This is a genomic window from Stenotrophomonas sp. YJH_SMC_19 (assembly GCF_059367915.1).
Window position 1 is genome coordinate 1 of sequence record NZ_JCAFRI010000009.1, and the last position, 13,529, is coordinate 13,529.

The following is a 13,529-nucleotide window of genomic DNA, read 5'->3' on the forward strand; positions in this document are numbered from 1 at the left end:
CCAGCGCAATTCCGTGCTGACCCAATGGCTGCACCACTACAACTGGCACCGCCCTCACATGGGGATCGGTGGCCAGCCACCTATTTCCAGAGTCCTGCTGAACAACGTGGTGGGTTTACACAACTAACAGTCGACTCTACCCATGGCCTGTCCATGCACGACCCTGGGCTTGCCTGTGCAGGCCCCATGGCTTGTCCATGCAGATGGTTTTCATTCGGCGGGCTTGGCCGCTGCCGAGGCCGCCGCGCTTGCGGCGCGGCGCGACAACACCGCTTCGCGGTGGGCGATGTAGGCGTTGGCGGCGAGGATGATGCCGGCACCGATGAGCGTCCAGCGATCCACGCTTTCGTTGAACAGCAGCCAGCCGAGCAGCGTTACCAGCGGCAGCTGCAGGAAGCTGATCGGGGTCAGCGCCGAGACTTCACCGAGGCGCAACGCCCGCGTCCACAGCAGCTGACCGACGGTGCCCAGCACGCCGGTGGCCAGCAGCCACAGCCACGCCATGCCGGAGGGCCAGACCCAGACGAACAGTGCCGGGACCAGCGACAGCGGCACCCAGAACACGTAGGTGTAGAGCACCACGGTGTCAGCGCTGTCGACACGGGTCAGCTGCTTGATCTGGATCGCCACCAATGAGCTGAGCACGGCGGCTGCCACCGCTACCAGGCTGCCCGCGGTGAAGCCGGCGGTACCGGGGCGCACGATCACCAGCACACCGATGAATCCAACCACCACCGCGGCCCAGCGCCGTATACGCACGGTCTCGCCCAGCCACAGCACGGCGGCGATGGTGACGAACAACGGCGTGGAGTACGAGAGGGAAACCGCCTGCGCCAGTGGCAGATGGCCCAGTGCCCAGAACGCGCACAGCATCGAACCCAAGCCAATCGCACTGCGCACGAAATAACGCGGCAGCTGCTGCGTTTTCAGTGGTGCATGGCCGGGGCGCAGCAGCATCGGCAGCAACGCGAGCAGGCCAAAGGCATTGCGAAAGAACGCCACTTCCTGGGTTGGTACGTACCGGGTGGCGTAGCGGATGGCGACGGCCATCAGGCCGAATGCCATCGTGCTGCCGAGCATCAGCAGCGCCGCCCGCATCGGGGTGGCGCTGGGGGAGAGGGCGGGGGTGTTCACCACTGTGCGCCGAGCAGGCGGGGCTCCGGTTCGATCGGCACGCCGAACTTCTCCAGCACTGAAGCGGAGATGCGTCGCGCCAGCGCCAGCAGTTCAGCACCGCTGGCATTGCCATGGTTGACCAGTACCAGCGCGTGGCTGGGGGCCACGCCGGCATCGCCTTCGCGGAAGCCCTTCCAGCCGCAGGACTCGATCATCCATGCCGCCGAGACCTTGCGCTTGTCGTCCTGCTCGGCCGGGAACACGGGCAGGTCGGGGAAGTGCTGCAGCAGCACGTCGACCTGTTCCAGCGGCAGCACCGGGTTCTTGAAGAAACTGCCGGCGTTGCCCAGCACATCCGGGTCGGGCAGCTTGCGGCGGCGGATCGCGATCACCGCGTTGGCCACGTCCACTGCGCTCGGCAGCTCCACGCCCTGTGCCTGCAGTTCCTCGCGGATGCCGGCATAGTCCATGCGCAGGTCGTGCAGCAGCGGCAACTTCAGTTCGATGGCGGTGATCAGGTAGCGGTCGATCTGCTGCTTGAACACGCTGTCGCGGTAGGTGAAGCGACACTGCTCGTTGTCCAGCCGTACCCAGGTTTGTTCCTGGCAGTCCCAGGCCTCGACCGCCTGGATGAACTCGCCGACCTGCGCACCGTAGGCGCCGATGTTCTGGATCGGCGCGGCACCGGCGGTGCCGGGAATCAGGGCCAGGTTCTCCAGCCCGGACAAGCCTTCCTGCAGCGACCACATCACCAGGCCATGCCAGGCGACGCCGGCCCCGGCGCGGATCACTGCGTGGTCAGCGCGGTGTTCCAGGAAACTGATGTCACGGTTGCCGAACACCAGCACGGTGCCCGGCAGGTCTTCGGCGATCAGTACGTTGCTGCCGGCACCCAGTACCAACAGGGGACCGCTGGCCACTTCGGGCAATGCCAGCACTTCCGGCAGCAGTGCGGCATCGTGCAGTTCCAGCAGCTGCGCGGCGCTGGCCTGCACGTGGAAGGTGTTCAGCGCCTGCAGTGGCGCATTGCGGGTGAGCGTCCAGCGCAGCGGGGCGTTGCCGTCGACGGTATCCATGGGCGCGCTCACAGTGGGGCCACCGCGCCGCGGCTCGGCGCTTCGCGGCGGCGACGGATCGCCTCCACGCATTCAGAGACCAACGCCGGGCCACGGAAGATCAAGCCGCTGTAGCACTGCACCAGCGCCGCGCCCGCGGCCATCTTGGCCACCGCATCGGCACCGGACAGGATGCCTCCGACACCCACCAGCGGTACCGATTCGGGCAGGCGCGAGCGCAGGCGGCGCAGCACCAGGGTGGACTGCTCCAGCACCGGCGCACCGGACAGGCCGCCGGCCTCGTTGGCCAGCGGATCGCCGGCCACCTTGCTGTGGTCGATGGTGGTGTTGGTGGCGATCACGCCGTCCACCTGCAGTTCGCCCAGCACGCGCGCGGCGGCATCGATGTCGCGGTCACTCAGGTCCGGTGCCACCTTGACCAGCATCGGCACGCGGCGGCCGTGGCGCGCCGCGAGGTCTTCCTGGCGGTCACGCAACTGGCTGACCAGCTGGCGCAGCGCGGTCTCTTCCTGCAATTCACGCAGGCCGGCGGTGTTGGGCGAGGAGATGTTGACGGTGATGTAGTCCGCCAGCGGATACACCTTGTCCAGGCAGGCGATGTAATCGTCCACCGCCTGTTCGTTCGGGGTGTCCTTGTTCTTGCCGATGTTGATGCCGAGCAGGCCGCGGCGGTTGCGCGCGCGCTCGACATTGCGCACCAGCGCGTCCACGCCCGCATTGTTGAAGCCCATGCGGTTGATGATCGCGTTGTGTTCCGGCAGGCGGAACAGGCGCGGCTGCGGGTTGCCGGCCTGCGGGCGCGGGGTGATGGTGCCGATCTCGACGAAGCCGAAGCCGAGCGCGAACAGCGCATCGATGTGCTCGCCATTCTTGTCCAGGCCGGCGGCCAGGCCGACCGGATTGGGGAAGGTCAGCCCGAACACCGTGCTGGGCATCGGCGCGATGCGTGCGGCCAGCAGCGGCGTGGTGCCGGTGCGGTAGGCCAGGTCCAGTGCGGACAGGCCGAGGCCGTGGGCGCGCTCGGCGTCGAGCGAGAACAGGAAGGGGCGGGCAAGCGAATACATGCGTCGGTTCAGTCCAGCGTGCCGAGGAAGGCTCGGGTTCGATATTCAAAAGCGACCTGGCCGTCGACCGCGTGGGCGGCGAACAGGTCCTGCAGAGCGTCGATCATCGGCGCGTGGCGAGGATGACCGGATTGGGGTGCGTAGGAGGAGGACAGCAGGCGCCCGCGCAGGGCGTCGAAGTCCAGGTGCTGTACGTTCGGCAACTCCACCATGCCGCGCAGGCCGCGGCCGAACCAGGCCTGCATGGTGGCATCGTCCTGGTAGCGCTCGGCCACGGCGGTGTAGTCGGTGCCGTAGTCCAGCAGCAGCTGTTCATAGCCGACCAGGAATGGACTGGCATCGAGCAGGCGCGAATTCCAGTAGATCAGTGCCAGGCCACCGGGGCAGAGGATGCGCTGCCACTCGGCGCGCACCGCCACGGTGTCGAACCAGTGGAACGCCTGCGCGACGCTGACCAGATCAATGCTGGCATCGTCCAGGCCGGTGGCCTCGGCGCGGCCATCGACGGCGGAAAAGCCCGGATACTGCGGCGCCAGCCACTCTTCGGCGGCGGCGCGCATGGCGGCGTTCGGCTCGACCGCCACCAGCGGATGACCGCTGGCCAGAAACTGACGGCTGGAAATGCCGGTGCCAGCACCGATGTCGGCGACACGGGCCTGGTGACTGACATCCATCGGGCCGTGCAGCCATTCCAGCAGCGCGGGCGGGTAATCGGGCCGGTAGCGGACGTAGTCGGCGACGCGGCTGCTGAAGCGTTCAGTGCTGTCGGAGGTGGTCATGGCGTCAGTTCGACACCGCGGCCAGCCACGCCAGGCCACCGAAGAACAGGATGAAGACCAGGATGGCGGCAAGTACCGCGCCGACCATCACCCAGCCCAGCACCAGGCCGGTAACGGCCAGGCCATCACCTTCCAGTTCGTGCGGGCGGCGGCGGATCTCGGCGCGGGCCATGTGGCCGGTGATGATGGCCACGATGCTGGCCACGAAGGGCAGGACGGTCCAGCTGGCGATGCCCATGACCAGGCTGACCACGGCCAGGGCGCTTGTCTGTCGGGGTGCCACGCTCATCGGGGTCCTCCTTGGCAGTGTGCACATGATAGTGCCTCTGCCCGGGCAATCCCATGCCCGGCGGATGCGATGGCAGGCGTGGACCCTGGTGGGCGAACGAGGTGCAAGCCCTGGTAGGCGTCGACCTCGGTCGACGAAAGGCATTTCAGCAGGGTAGGCGTCGACCTTGGTCGGCGAAAGGCATGCCAACCAAGGTTGGCAGCGACCGGAGTGCCGGTATCAGCCCATCAACACCTGGCCGCCATCCACGTTGAGCACGCTGCCTGTGACCCAGCGCGCCAGCGGCGAGCACAGGAACAGGGCGGCGTCGGCAATTTCGCGCGGATGGCCGAAGCGGCCGAACGGGATCTTCGCCAGGGTGCCGTGGTACAGCGCCGGATCTTCGGTGCGGCGGCGATCCCACAGGCCGTCATCGAACTCGATCGAGCCCGGCGCGATCGCATTGACCCGGATCCGGTCCCTGGCCAGCGCCAATGCCTGCGACGTGGTGTAGTGCGACAGCGCGGCCTTTGCGGCGGCGTAGGGCGCGCCACCGGGGCGCGGCTGCTGTGCGGCGATCGAGGACAGGTTGAGGATGCAGGCATCGCTGGATGCGCGCAGCCACGGCAGTGCCAGGCGCGAGGCCCGTACCGCCGCCATCAGGTCGATCTGCAGGCTGGCGGCCCAGCCATCCTCGTCGTCGGCCATGCCGTAGCCGGTAGCGTTGTTGATCAGTACATCGATGCCGCCGAGTGCATCGGCAGCGGCCTGCAGCCAGGCCTGGATCTGGCCGGCGTCGGCCAGATCGGCGGAGACGGTATGCAGCGGGGTGCCCTGTGCCTGCGCATCGGCACGCAGGGCATCCAGGCCGGCCTGGCCACGTGCGCAGACCGAGACCTGCGCACCGGCGCCGGCAAATGCCAGCGCCATTTCACGACCGATGCCCTTGCTGCCGCCGGCGATCAGCACGCGGCGACCGGTGAAGTCGAGGGTCGGAGCCCCATTGGGGATCCGGCCCTGGGCAGGGGTCAGATCCCCGGAGGGGCTCTGACCCGCAGCCATGGCAGAAACGTCTGCCATCACAGATCGAACTTGATGCCCTGGGCCAGCGGCAGCGAGTCCGAATAGTTGATGGTGTTGGTCTGGCGGCGCATGTAGACCTTCCACGCATCCGAACCGGACTCGCGGCCACCGCCGGTGTCCTTCTCGCCACCGAAGGCGCCGCCGATCTCCGCACCGGACGTGCCGATGTTGATGTTGGCGATGCCGCAGTCGCTGCCAGCGGCCGACAGGAACTTCTCGGCAGTCTTCAGGTTCTGGGTGAAGATCGAGGACGACAGGCCCTGCGGCACGCCATTCTGCATGTCGATGGCTTCATCGAGGGTGTCGTACGGCATCACGTACAGGATCGGCGCGAAGGTCTCGTGCTGGACCACGGCATCGCTGTTCTTCAGGCCGGAGACAATCGCCGGCAGCACGAAGTTGCCGGCGCGGTCGATGCGGGTGCCGCCGGTTTCGATGGTGCCGCCGGCAGCCTTGGCCTGGGCGATGGCATCGAGGAACTGCTGCACGGCGCCGTCGCTGTTCAGTGGGCCCATCAGGTTGGCCGCATCGGTCGGGTCGCCGATCTTGCCTTCGACCTGCTTGTAGGCCTTGACCAGGGTGGCCAGCACGTCGGCGTAGATCGAGCGGTGCACGATCAGGCGGCGGGTGGTGGTGCAGCGCTGGCCGGCGGTGCCGACGGCGCCGAACACGATGCCCGGCACGGCCAGCTTCAGGTCGGCGGTTTCGTCCAGGATGATGGCGTTGTTGCCACCCAGTTCCAGCAGGCAGCGGCCGAGGCGACGCGCGACCTTCTCGTTGACGGTGCGGCCGACCTGGGTCGAGCCGGTGAAGCTGATCAGCGGCACGCGACGGTCATCGACCATCTTTTCCGACAGCGCGGTGCCCGCATCGTTGATCAGGAAGAAGATGTCCGGGAAACCGGCTTCGCGCAGGGCGTCGTTGCAGATCTTCAGCGAGGCGATGGCGGTCAGCGGCGTCTTGTTGGACGGCTTCCAGATGCACACGTCGCCACAGATGGCGGCCAGGAACGAGTTCCAGCTCCACACCGCGACCGGGAAGTTGAAGGCGGAGATGATGCCGACCAGGCCCAGCGGGTGGTACTGCTCGTACATGCGGTGGCCGGGGCGCTCGGAATGCATGGTGTAGCCGTACAGCATGCGGCTCTGGCCCACGGCGAAATCCGCGATGTCGATCATCTCCTGCACTTCGCCGTCGCCTTCCGGCTTGCTCTTGCCCATTTCCAGCGCCACCAGCGAACCCAGGGCGTCCTTGTGCTTGCGCAGTGCTTCGCCGCACAGGCGCACGGCTTCGCCGCGACGCGGGGCTGGCGTGGTACGCCAGATCTTGAAGGCTTCCTGGGCGCGGGCGACGACGGTCTCGTACTCGGCCTCGGTGGTCGCGCGGACCTGCGCGATCGGCTCGCCGGTGGTCGGGTTGACCGGGGTGATCAGCTCACCGCTGGTCGCGCTCGACCACTCCCCGTTGCCCAGGTACGTGCCAGCGTTGATCGCGTCCAGGCCAAGGGACTTGAGCAGCTCGGAAGACATGCGGACTCCTGTGTTTCGTTACGTTGTTTGGTGCCATCGCGGGCAGGTGGGGGGCGCGATGAACTGAATCGCCGATGGTAGCAGAGCGGCCTGTCCGGCCATGGTGCAACGCGCCAGCGCCGCCGTGTGGAGCACGAATGCTTGGAGGGTAGGGTGTGTTGCCTGTAAACTTCCCGGCTGCATGGCCCCGTAGCTCAGCTGGATAGAGCGTCCCCCTCCTAAGGGGAAGGTCGCCCGTTCGAATCGGGCCGGGGTCACCAGAATCAATAACTTAGGAAGACTCAGTGGCGAGCATTTCCCACTGTTCCCTGCATATCCACAGGATTTGGTCCCAGTGGTCCCAACGCCGCGGATCAGTATTTGAGCTTCGCTACGGCGCCATCGTCGCCCTCAGGAGTTAGGTGAGCGTAGAACTTCTCGGTCGTGGCGTAATCAGCGTGTCCGGCCAGAATCTGCACCCGTCGCAATGGCACTCCGGCCATGACCATGTGGGCGCAGAAGGTGTGCCGTAGTCGGTGGAGGCTGCCGCCGATCCCAGCCCGCTTGGCATTGGACGCGAACCAGTCGGATACGGTGTCTTTGTGCACGGCCACCAGCGGATCGGGTAGGCGGCGCAGCGCCCAGCGCGCATACCGGTTAAGCGGCACCTCGCGCCACTTGCCTGACTTCGTGCGCCCCTGGCCATCTTCGTCTGGCTCGCTCTCGACCCTGAGTCTGCTCCCTGCCACCGAATCCTTGCCCAGTCCAACCAGCTCACCACGGCGCAGACCCGTGTGGGCAATGAAAAGCCACAGAGGCGCCCGACCGGGGTTCGCACGGTACAGCTTGCGCATCGCGGCCCGGTCGTAGAACCGCACCGCTACGCTGCGGACGCCGCGCGGTGCCTGGGTTTCCTCCAGCGGGTTGAAGTCCAGTTCCTTCCACTTCACGCCACGCCGGAACGCGGCCTGCAGCCTACGCACTTCCTTGCCCACGGTCTCTGGTGCCACCTTGTCCTTGGTCAGGCGATCTGTCTTGTATGACTCCATTTCCATCGGGCGCAGGGTGTCGATCGGTCGATGGCCGAAGCGAGCAATGAACAGTCGGACCTCGCTCTTTGCCTTCCCGTGCGTGGTCGGGTGTTCCGCCTTGTACCAGTCCAGGTACGCCTCCAAGAAATCCTTGACAGTGGGCAGCCGGGGGAGGATGCGCACACCATGGGTCAGTTCCGCTTCTTTCGCTGCTCGTACGCCCTCAGCCTCGCGTGGGCTGACGCGACCAATGGCGACACGGCTTCGCTTGCCGCCTTCCCGCCAGTTGAGGTACGCGGCGCCATCGTGCCAGAAGATTGTGACCTTGACCATTGCTTGGAGCCGTAGATTGCAGAGTAGAGGACAGCCTTCTCGTATAGCTTCTTGCCCATGAAATTTCGTGGTTCGATGCCGTAGTCGGCGATGTTCGAATCGAACTGGCTTCGTGAAACCCCGCAGTAGTGCGCGGCCTCGTCCACGGTCAGCCAGTCCTTTCCGACGATGTCTAGCTTTTCAGCAGCTCCCATCGGGTCCTCCTTCAGTTCGTGGCCAGCGCAGCGCGCAGCTGCTCGGTGGCGGTGCTCATGCAAACAGGTCCAGTTGGGCCGGCAGTGCCGGTAGTGGCGCGATAGAGGCGGCTCCGGATCCACCCATCCCGAGTTGCTGCATTCGCACCAGAAGTCGCGCGGCATAGTTCTCGCTGTTCCTGATGAACCGTGAGTGCTGGGCGGACCTGTATCGGTCACCGGCGTGGCTACGCAGTAGCAATGCGTCCCGCTCTTTGCGCAGCTCCCGGATGTGGTGGAGCGTTTGGGAGTACGCACCCGGCAGGCGCCGGCGGTCGTACTCGTCCTCATCGGGGTCAGGCACGTGCGTTGTGTCCTGGGCGATCATCGGAACATCTCCAGTTGCTGCGGCACGGTCGGACGACGAATGGCGTAGGGGCTGGGATCTCGCTCGTTGAGCAGGTCCTGGGCGACATGGAAGTGGTAGCCGCGGCCGTTCATGTCGGTGATGAAAACCATCGGGAAGTAGCAGACCGCGATGGCTCCGGAGCAGAGCAGGTAGTAGCCGCGACCACACGGCGCGCGGCCGGCCTCGGTGCTGCTGTCCAGCATGTCGCGCGTCTAGCCGGCAGCAATGCGGACGGCTACCGCGTTCGATGCGATCTCCCATGCTTCGTCTCGGTCCATGATCCGCGAGGACACCATGCCCATGGTTCGCAGCGCGGCGTCCATGTCGCCGGCAGCGAGCGCCTGAAGTGCGTGGCCGCGGGCCTCCCACAGACGAGCGTCCTGGGGGGCGATCGAGTCGAGCTCGACCCCGGACATGCTGGCCAGCTGCCGGCCGACCTCGCGGTGGTCGATTGCCTCAGCCATGAGCGCACCTCCGCCAGCACCAGCGCAAGCGGTGAGCAGCTGGTCAGCCATTCTCATTCTCCTGCGCATGGCAGCCGCGTGGCAGAATTCGCTCCGACATCAAGGAGGTGTGGCCATGGGTATTTGTCCGCTGGCAGCAGATTGGGGCAACGTTGCGGATTGGATTGCGGCCGGAGTAGCTGCTGCTGGAGCTGTCGCGGTTTGGCTCGTTACGAAAGCTGCGAATCGAACGGCGAGCGCATCGCACGAACTCGCTCGGCAGATGAAGGAGCGTGACGATGAGGTCCGACGTCGTGATCAGGCGGTTTTGATCGCGCTCATTTACGCAGAGGTGCTTTCTGCAGCGATATCCTATGCAGATCTTCTCGAACATCTTGTCACGGGGAATTCGCTCGAATGGGCAGTAGAAAGCGAAGTTAACTTGGACAAGTTGGAGCGTTTGGCTGCCGGTCCAGGTCTGGTAAGGTCGAAAAAAGAGATTGGGCGACTCAATCTCCTTCCAACGGAAATTTGTGAGCAGCTGGCGATGGGGCTTGCCCTTACTGACCTGTGTGCTGAGAACGTGCGCTTGCTTCGACAAGCTAACGATCGAGACGGACAGGAGGAGCAGTTCGAGGTTCTTTGCAATAGCGTGCAAGGTGCTGCCAAAGCATTCGCTGCGGCGAGTGCACGCATGAAGCTGCTGATGGTCTCGAATGAGCGAGTTGAAGCTCATGTCGACACTCCCCACGCCTGATGGTCGATCTTCTTCACTCGGCCGAACAACTGGCGGCGGGAGTTCAACAGCTGCAGCGCGATGTGCCGGCGGTGGTCGGTGAGCTGGAACGTCCGCGTCTCGATGTGCAGCTTTCCGGCCAGGTCGCGGCGGAACAGGCGGTAGGTGAGGACGTGGCCGCCCAGCACCTTGTCGATGGACCGGCCCCGAGCGAAGCCCTCGGTGCGCTTCGGTAGCCTGCGGTCGCAGCGGTGGTGGGTCATGGCAGAATGCCCTCCAACATCAGGGAGGGTCTATGGCGATTGAGTTTTGTCCGTTGGCGGACGACGTAGGAAACTTGGCCGATTGGGCTGCGGTTTTTGTCGGTGCGATAGCAGCGATTGCCACTACAGTGGTGGCAGTGCTCGCATACAAAACGTCGGATCGAGCTACGGACATTGCCGAGAAGGCGAAGGACATTGCTGAGAAGGCGAAGGACATTGCTCAGCAGCAGCACCAAGAGGCAGCTGATCTGCGAGACGCCCAGGCTCGTATTCTCGGCAAGAGGCTGCGCCATGAAGTGACCCATCTGGCGCTGCGTGTCGGAGGTCTTCTCAGACAGCTCGACTCCGCCGTGAGCTTCGTTGGGCTGCCACATATTGAGAATGGCGACAAGCTGGTTGGTATGCTGGATGAAGCGTCGATGCCACTCTTGCCCGGCGGCCGTGCGGTAGAGGATCGAATTCACAACCTCCCAGATGCTTTGGGTGCTGATCTTGCGACGTTGATTGGCGCTGACCAGACATTGGAAGAGCGAGTTAGGAACATGCGAGCTCGACTGCATGCCGTTGGCCCGGATTCGCCGTGGGCGTATGGAGGAGAGACTACGGACTTCCTGATCCTCAAGAATCACCTTGATTGGATACGGGGGCTTGCCACGAACGTCGCTTTGCAGTTCATATCCTTCGAACTTGAGGGCCGAACCGAGTAGGAGCCGTAAGTTGATTGAAGACGGATTGGTCACCTGATAGGTCACGCGTGTACCCCCATCGCCTGCAGGTCGATTTCGTCAACCTTGTCGCGCAGGTAGCGGCGCGCGCGCCGCAGGTGGCCGGCGATCACAACTCGATCGTCATGGGCGAAGAAGGTCAGCACGTGCATATGCAGTGCACGGCGGTGGTCGCGGCGGTACAGGCGCCACGTGATTGCGCTGCCGCCGAAGGTTGGGAACCGGCCCCAGGCGAAGCCCAGCGTCTCCTTGGGCGCGCGGCGTTCGATGTGGCGGCTCATGCCTGTGCTGCCTTTTTGCCACCGCGGCGATAGTGTCCACCCTCAACCACCTGGCGGCGGCCGATCGTGCTCTTGTCGATGCCGCTGTTGCCCAGGATCTGGACCTTACCGCCGCCGGCCTCGAAGCGCGCCATGTCGCCGGCCAGCTTCTGCCGGGCCTGGTCCTTTTCGCGATCGGTCGCGCCACTGAAGACGGGCTTCACGTGGATGCTGGTCATGCTGCTGCTCCTTCGTAGACCCAGCGACGCACGGTCCCAAACGCGACGCGCAGCGCGGCGCTGATCTGGTTGACGGTGTTGCCGCTGGCCCGGAGCTGCCGGGCGCGGCGCTTAGTGGTGGCCGGCCAGTACAGGGCGTGAGGCTGGCGTGGTACCGGCATCCCCTGGCAGCGGGCCATGTCCTGGACCGCGCGGGGCGAGCGCCCGAGGGCGGCCGCAACGGTCATCGCGTCGCGGCCCTCCATCTGGCGCAGGGCCCGCAGTTCGCTGGTGCGCCAGAACTCCATCACGCTGCCAGCGGGTACTGGTCGGCCGCATCCTGCAGGCCGTGGATCATGGCCCGGCACATGTCCGGGAACTGCGCCTGGTCGTACAGCTTCGCCGCGCCGGTGGCGTTGATCGGCTTGAACCCCAGCAGGGCCAGACCGTCGGCGCTGATCGAGAGCGGGGCGACCCTATCGCTGCGGCAGCAGGTGCGCGGGCGGTACAACCCAGCCAACGACACGCCGCTGCTTCGGTTCGGGTTCGACATGCGCAACCGTGGCGTGGAGAGCTGGCTGCAGTCGAATTCCTCGCGCCTGATCAGCGGCGTGGTGGAGGACGCCACAGCCACCAGGCGATGAATGGTCAGGTACGCCGGTTCGGAGAGCCGTTCCAAACCCCCAGCGGTGCGTTGATGCGGTTCCCCGGCGACACGTCGCTCGGTGCCGGTCCGGAGGAAACCATCGGCTGCCGCTGCATGAAGCAATACCGGGTTGACATGGCGGCGGAGGTGAAGCGTGGCCAATAAGTTCGGGAGCCAGGTCCGCGCTTTCACGGAGAAGGCCAAGGCCATGCAGGGCGTGATCTTCCGCGAGTCGGCCACGAAGCTGATGGAGGAAGCCGGCACGCCAGAGGGACAGGGCGGGAAGATGCCGGTCGTCACGGGCACCCTGCGCAACTCCGTTGCGGCCTCGGTCGAGGGTATGCCTACGGATGGGGCACAGCCGCCGGAGGTGGTATTCGCCACCATTGAGCTGGGGCAGACCGTGTGGGCTGGCTGGACAGCGAAGTACGCCATGCGCATGGAGCACGGCTTTCAGGGCGAGGACAGCCTGGGCAGAACTTATGCCCAGACCGGTAAGGGCTTCGCGCGCGCGGCGGCACAGCGCTGGGATTTCATCGTGGCCGAGGTCACCGCCGACGTGAAAGGACGGATGGGATGAGCGATACCGCGATCTATGACGCATTCGCCACGCTGGCGGGGCAGTTCGCTGCGGCGCAGGGCCTGGCCTGCTCCTACCCGGGGCAGGGATTCACGCCGCCCACCGGCAAAGGTGCCCGCTGGCTGGAGCTGCAGTGGTTCCCGAATCGGACCGAGAACTACGGCATCGAGGACGATGGCCCGTTCCTGATGCAGGGGTTCGGCCAGCTGTCGGCCTGCTACCGGCCCGGGCAGGGGATCATGGTCGGTACCGCGATGACGGACCAGATCATCGCTGCCTTCGCCAAGGGCACGACCTTCGCCGGCATGCGGGTGGAGAGGAAGCCCTGGACGTCCAGCATCATTCAGGATCCGGAGCGGGTGATGCATCCGGTGACCATACCTTGGCGGGGCGTCACTGATTGAAACCCTGCTAACATCGTCCATGACAGTCATGGGAAGCGAATAATGGACGATATTGCTGCGCTCAAAAGCGAGCTGTCTGGTATCAATTTGGACGACGTCTCCGAGGACGATTCCGCGTATCTCTCTCAATGTCTTGACACAGTTCGACACGACATTGGGTTACTCCAGAAAGGCGAACTGGACGCAGGCGCGAAAGGACGTGTGCTGGCTGCTCTGGATGCTCTGAAGATTGCAATAGATGCGTCGAAGAGGAAGCGGGCTTTCAAGCGTGCGGAAGACGAGGCTAAGTTGAAATTGGCCGAAGCCCAGCGCAACCACGATCAGGCAGAGAAGGAAGCTAGGAAGGCTGTGCTTCACTTGCATGGGCTGCTCACCGCTCTCTCGCAAGGCTCCGATCTTAGAATTTGACGGTTC

At 65.1% G+C, this 13,529-nt stretch carries 22 protein-coding genes and 1 tRNA gene; 7 read left to right on the forward strand and 16 right to left on the reverse strand.

Translation table 11 applies throughout. From position 1 onward, the window contains the following. On the forward strand, positions 1–127 hold a 127-nt coding region (locus AC5P5R_RS11120), incomplete at its 5' end, for an integrase core domain-containing protein (RefSeq protein WP_146257439.1). Positions 128–210: 83 nt separating this feature from the next. Here the strand turns inward: AC5P5R_RS11120 and AC5P5R_RS11125 are convergent. The 7 genes from AC5P5R_RS11125 to amaB form a co-directional block, all read right to left on the reverse strand. After that, positions 211–1,098: a DMT family transporter gene (locus AC5P5R_RS11125; RefSeq protein WP_032966688.1), complete on the reverse strand. Its 888-nt coding sequence runs from the start codon at positions 1,096–1,098 to the stop codon at positions 211–213. 32 nt (positions 1,099–1,130) lie between these two features. Then, positions 1,131–2,192, reverse strand: a complete 1,062-nt coding sequence (gene murB / locus AC5P5R_RS11130) for a UDP-N-acetylmuramate dehydrogenase (protein WP_100438495.1) — start codon at positions 2,190–2,192, stop codon at positions 1,131–1,133. Between the two features lie 8 nt (positions 2,193–2,200). Beyond that, positions 2,201–3,256, reverse strand: a complete 1,056-nt coding sequence (locus AC5P5R_RS11135) for a quinone-dependent dihydroorotate dehydrogenase (protein ID WP_005409365.1) — start codon at positions 3,254–3,256, stop codon at positions 2,201–2,203. Positions 3,257–3,264: 8 nt separating this feature from the next. Further along, a complete protein-coding gene (locus AC5P5R_RS11140; RefSeq protein WP_005413143.1) occupies positions 3,265–4,035 on the reverse strand; it encodes a class I SAM-dependent methyltransferase in 771 nt (256 codons plus the stop codon). 4 nt (positions 4,036–4,039) lie between these two features. Beyond that, entirely contained in the window at positions 4,040–4,324 is a 285-nt protein-coding gene (locus AC5P5R_RS11145) for a DUF4190 domain-containing protein (RefSeq protein WP_005413144.1), read from the reverse strand. Positions 4,325–4,543: 219 nt separating this feature from the next. Then, positions 4,544–5,383 (reverse strand): SDR family NAD(P)-dependent oxidoreductase, encoded by an 840-nt coding sequence (locus AC5P5R_RS11150; protein WP_012480006.1) that lies wholly within the window; start codon positions 5,381–5,383, stop codon positions 4,544–4,546. Then, entirely contained in the window at positions 5,383–6,915 is a 1,533-nt protein-coding gene (gene amaB / locus AC5P5R_RS11155) for an L-piperidine-6-carboxylate dehydrogenase (protein WP_012480007.1), read from the reverse strand. The genes AC5P5R_RS11150 and amaB overlap by 1 nt, the downstream gene beginning before the upstream one ends. A gap of 183 nt (positions 6,916–7,098) precedes the next feature. Here amaB and AC5P5R_RS11160 point away from each other — a divergent pair. Further along, a tRNA-Arg gene (locus AC5P5R_RS11160) sits at positions 7,099–7,175 on the forward strand. Between the two features lie 93 nt (positions 7,176–7,268). Here AC5P5R_RS11160 and AC5P5R_RS11165 read toward each other — a convergent pair. The 4 genes from AC5P5R_RS11165 to AC5P5R_RS11180 form a co-directional block, all read right to left on the reverse strand. Next, a complete protein-coding gene (locus AC5P5R_RS11165) occupies positions 7,269–8,258 on the reverse strand; it encodes a tyrosine-type recombinase/integrase (protein WP_099497627.1) in 990 nt (329 codons plus the stop codon). A 249-nt stretch (positions 8,259–8,507) separates the two neighbouring features. Then, on the reverse strand, positions 8,508–8,819 hold the full coding sequence (locus tag AC5P5R_RS11170) for a hypothetical protein (RefSeq protein ID WP_005409371.1): 312 nt from the start codon (positions 8,817–8,819) through the stop codon (positions 8,508–8,510). Beyond that, complete coding sequence (locus tag AC5P5R_RS11175) at positions 8,816–9,043, reverse strand: hypothetical protein (RefSeq protein ID WP_005409372.1); 228 nt, start codon at positions 9,041–9,043, stop codon at positions 8,816–8,818. The genes AC5P5R_RS11170 and AC5P5R_RS11175 overlap by 4 nt, the downstream gene beginning before the upstream one ends. 9 nt (positions 9,044–9,052) lie before the next feature. Continuing rightward, entirely contained in the window at positions 9,053–9,355 is a 303-nt protein-coding gene (locus AC5P5R_RS11180) for a hypothetical protein (protein ID WP_049449894.1), read from the reverse strand. Positions 9,356–9,419: 64 nt separating this feature from the next. Here AC5P5R_RS11180 and AC5P5R_RS11185 point away from each other — a divergent pair, with 64 nt between their 5' ends. Next, complete coding sequence (locus AC5P5R_RS11185; RefSeq protein WP_133050649.1) at positions 9,420–10,040, forward strand: hypothetical protein; 621 nt, start codon at positions 9,420–9,422, stop codon at positions 10,038–10,040. Here AC5P5R_RS11185 and AC5P5R_RS11190 read toward each other — a convergent pair. Further along, positions 10,016–10,282, reverse strand: coding sequence for a hypothetical protein (locus AC5P5R_RS11190; protein ID WP_005409375.1), 267 nt, complete (start codon positions 10,280–10,282; stop codon positions 10,016–10,018). The genes AC5P5R_RS11185 and AC5P5R_RS11190 overlap by 25 nt on opposite strands. Before the next feature lie 32 nt (positions 10,283–10,314). Between AC5P5R_RS11190 and AC5P5R_RS11195 the strand changes: the two genes are divergently transcribed. Next, on the forward strand, positions 10,315–10,989 hold the full coding sequence (locus tag AC5P5R_RS11195) for a hypothetical protein (protein ID WP_005409376.1): 675 nt from the start codon (positions 10,315–10,317) through the stop codon (positions 10,987–10,989). Positions 10,990–11,030: 41 nt separating this feature from the next. On the opposite strand, the gene AC5P5R_RS11200 is transcribed toward AC5P5R_RS11195, so the two are convergent. The 4 genes from AC5P5R_RS11200 to AC5P5R_RS11215 are packed head-to-tail and all read right to left on the reverse strand — an operon-like array spanning position 11,031 to position 12,293. Next, a complete protein-coding gene (locus AC5P5R_RS11200; RefSeq protein ID WP_005409377.1) occupies positions 11,031–11,288 on the reverse strand; it encodes a hypothetical protein in 258 nt (85 codons plus the stop codon). Next, complete coding sequence (locus AC5P5R_RS11205) at positions 11,285–11,506, reverse strand: hypothetical protein (RefSeq protein WP_005409378.1); 222 nt, start codon at positions 11,504–11,506, stop codon at positions 11,285–11,287. The genes AC5P5R_RS11200 and AC5P5R_RS11205 overlap by 4 nt, the downstream gene beginning before the upstream one ends. Next, positions 11,503–11,793 carry a hypothetical protein gene (locus tag AC5P5R_RS11210; RefSeq protein WP_005409379.1) on the reverse strand — a complete coding sequence of 97 codons (291 nt, stop codon included), beginning with the start codon at positions 11,791–11,793 and terminating at the stop codon, positions 11,503–11,505. The genes AC5P5R_RS11205 and AC5P5R_RS11210 overlap by 4 nt, the downstream gene beginning before the upstream one ends. Next, positions 11,793–12,293: a hypothetical protein gene (locus AC5P5R_RS11215; protein ID WP_145983838.1), complete on the reverse strand. Its 501-nt coding sequence runs from the start codon at positions 12,291–12,293 to the stop codon at positions 11,793–11,795. Before AC5P5R_RS11215 ends, AC5P5R_RS11210 begins: the two co-directional genes overlap by 1 nt. On the opposite strand from AC5P5R_RS11215, the gene AC5P5R_RS11220 reads away from it, so the two are divergent. From AC5P5R_RS11220 to AC5P5R_RS11230, 3 genes are read left to right on the forward strand one after another with little or no spacing between them, the layout of a single operon-like run. Beyond that, positions 12,286–12,711 carry a hypothetical protein gene (locus tag AC5P5R_RS11220; protein WP_049449892.1) on the forward strand — a complete coding sequence of 142 codons (426 nt, stop codon included), beginning with the start codon at positions 12,286–12,288 and terminating at the stop codon, positions 12,709–12,711. The genes AC5P5R_RS11215 and AC5P5R_RS11220 overlap by 8 nt on opposite strands. Continuing rightward, positions 12,708–13,115: a phage tail terminator-like protein gene (locus tag AC5P5R_RS11225; protein ID WP_099497630.1), complete on the forward strand. Its 408-nt coding sequence runs from the start codon at positions 12,708–12,710 to the stop codon at positions 13,113–13,115. Before AC5P5R_RS11220 ends, AC5P5R_RS11225 begins: the two co-directional genes overlap by 4 nt. A gap of 42 nt (positions 13,116–13,157) precedes the next feature. Continuing rightward, positions 13,158–13,523, forward strand: coding sequence for a hypothetical protein (locus AC5P5R_RS11230; protein WP_005409384.1), 366 nt, complete (start codon positions 13,158–13,160; stop codon positions 13,521–13,523). Positions 13,524–13,529 lie beyond the last annotated feature (6 nt).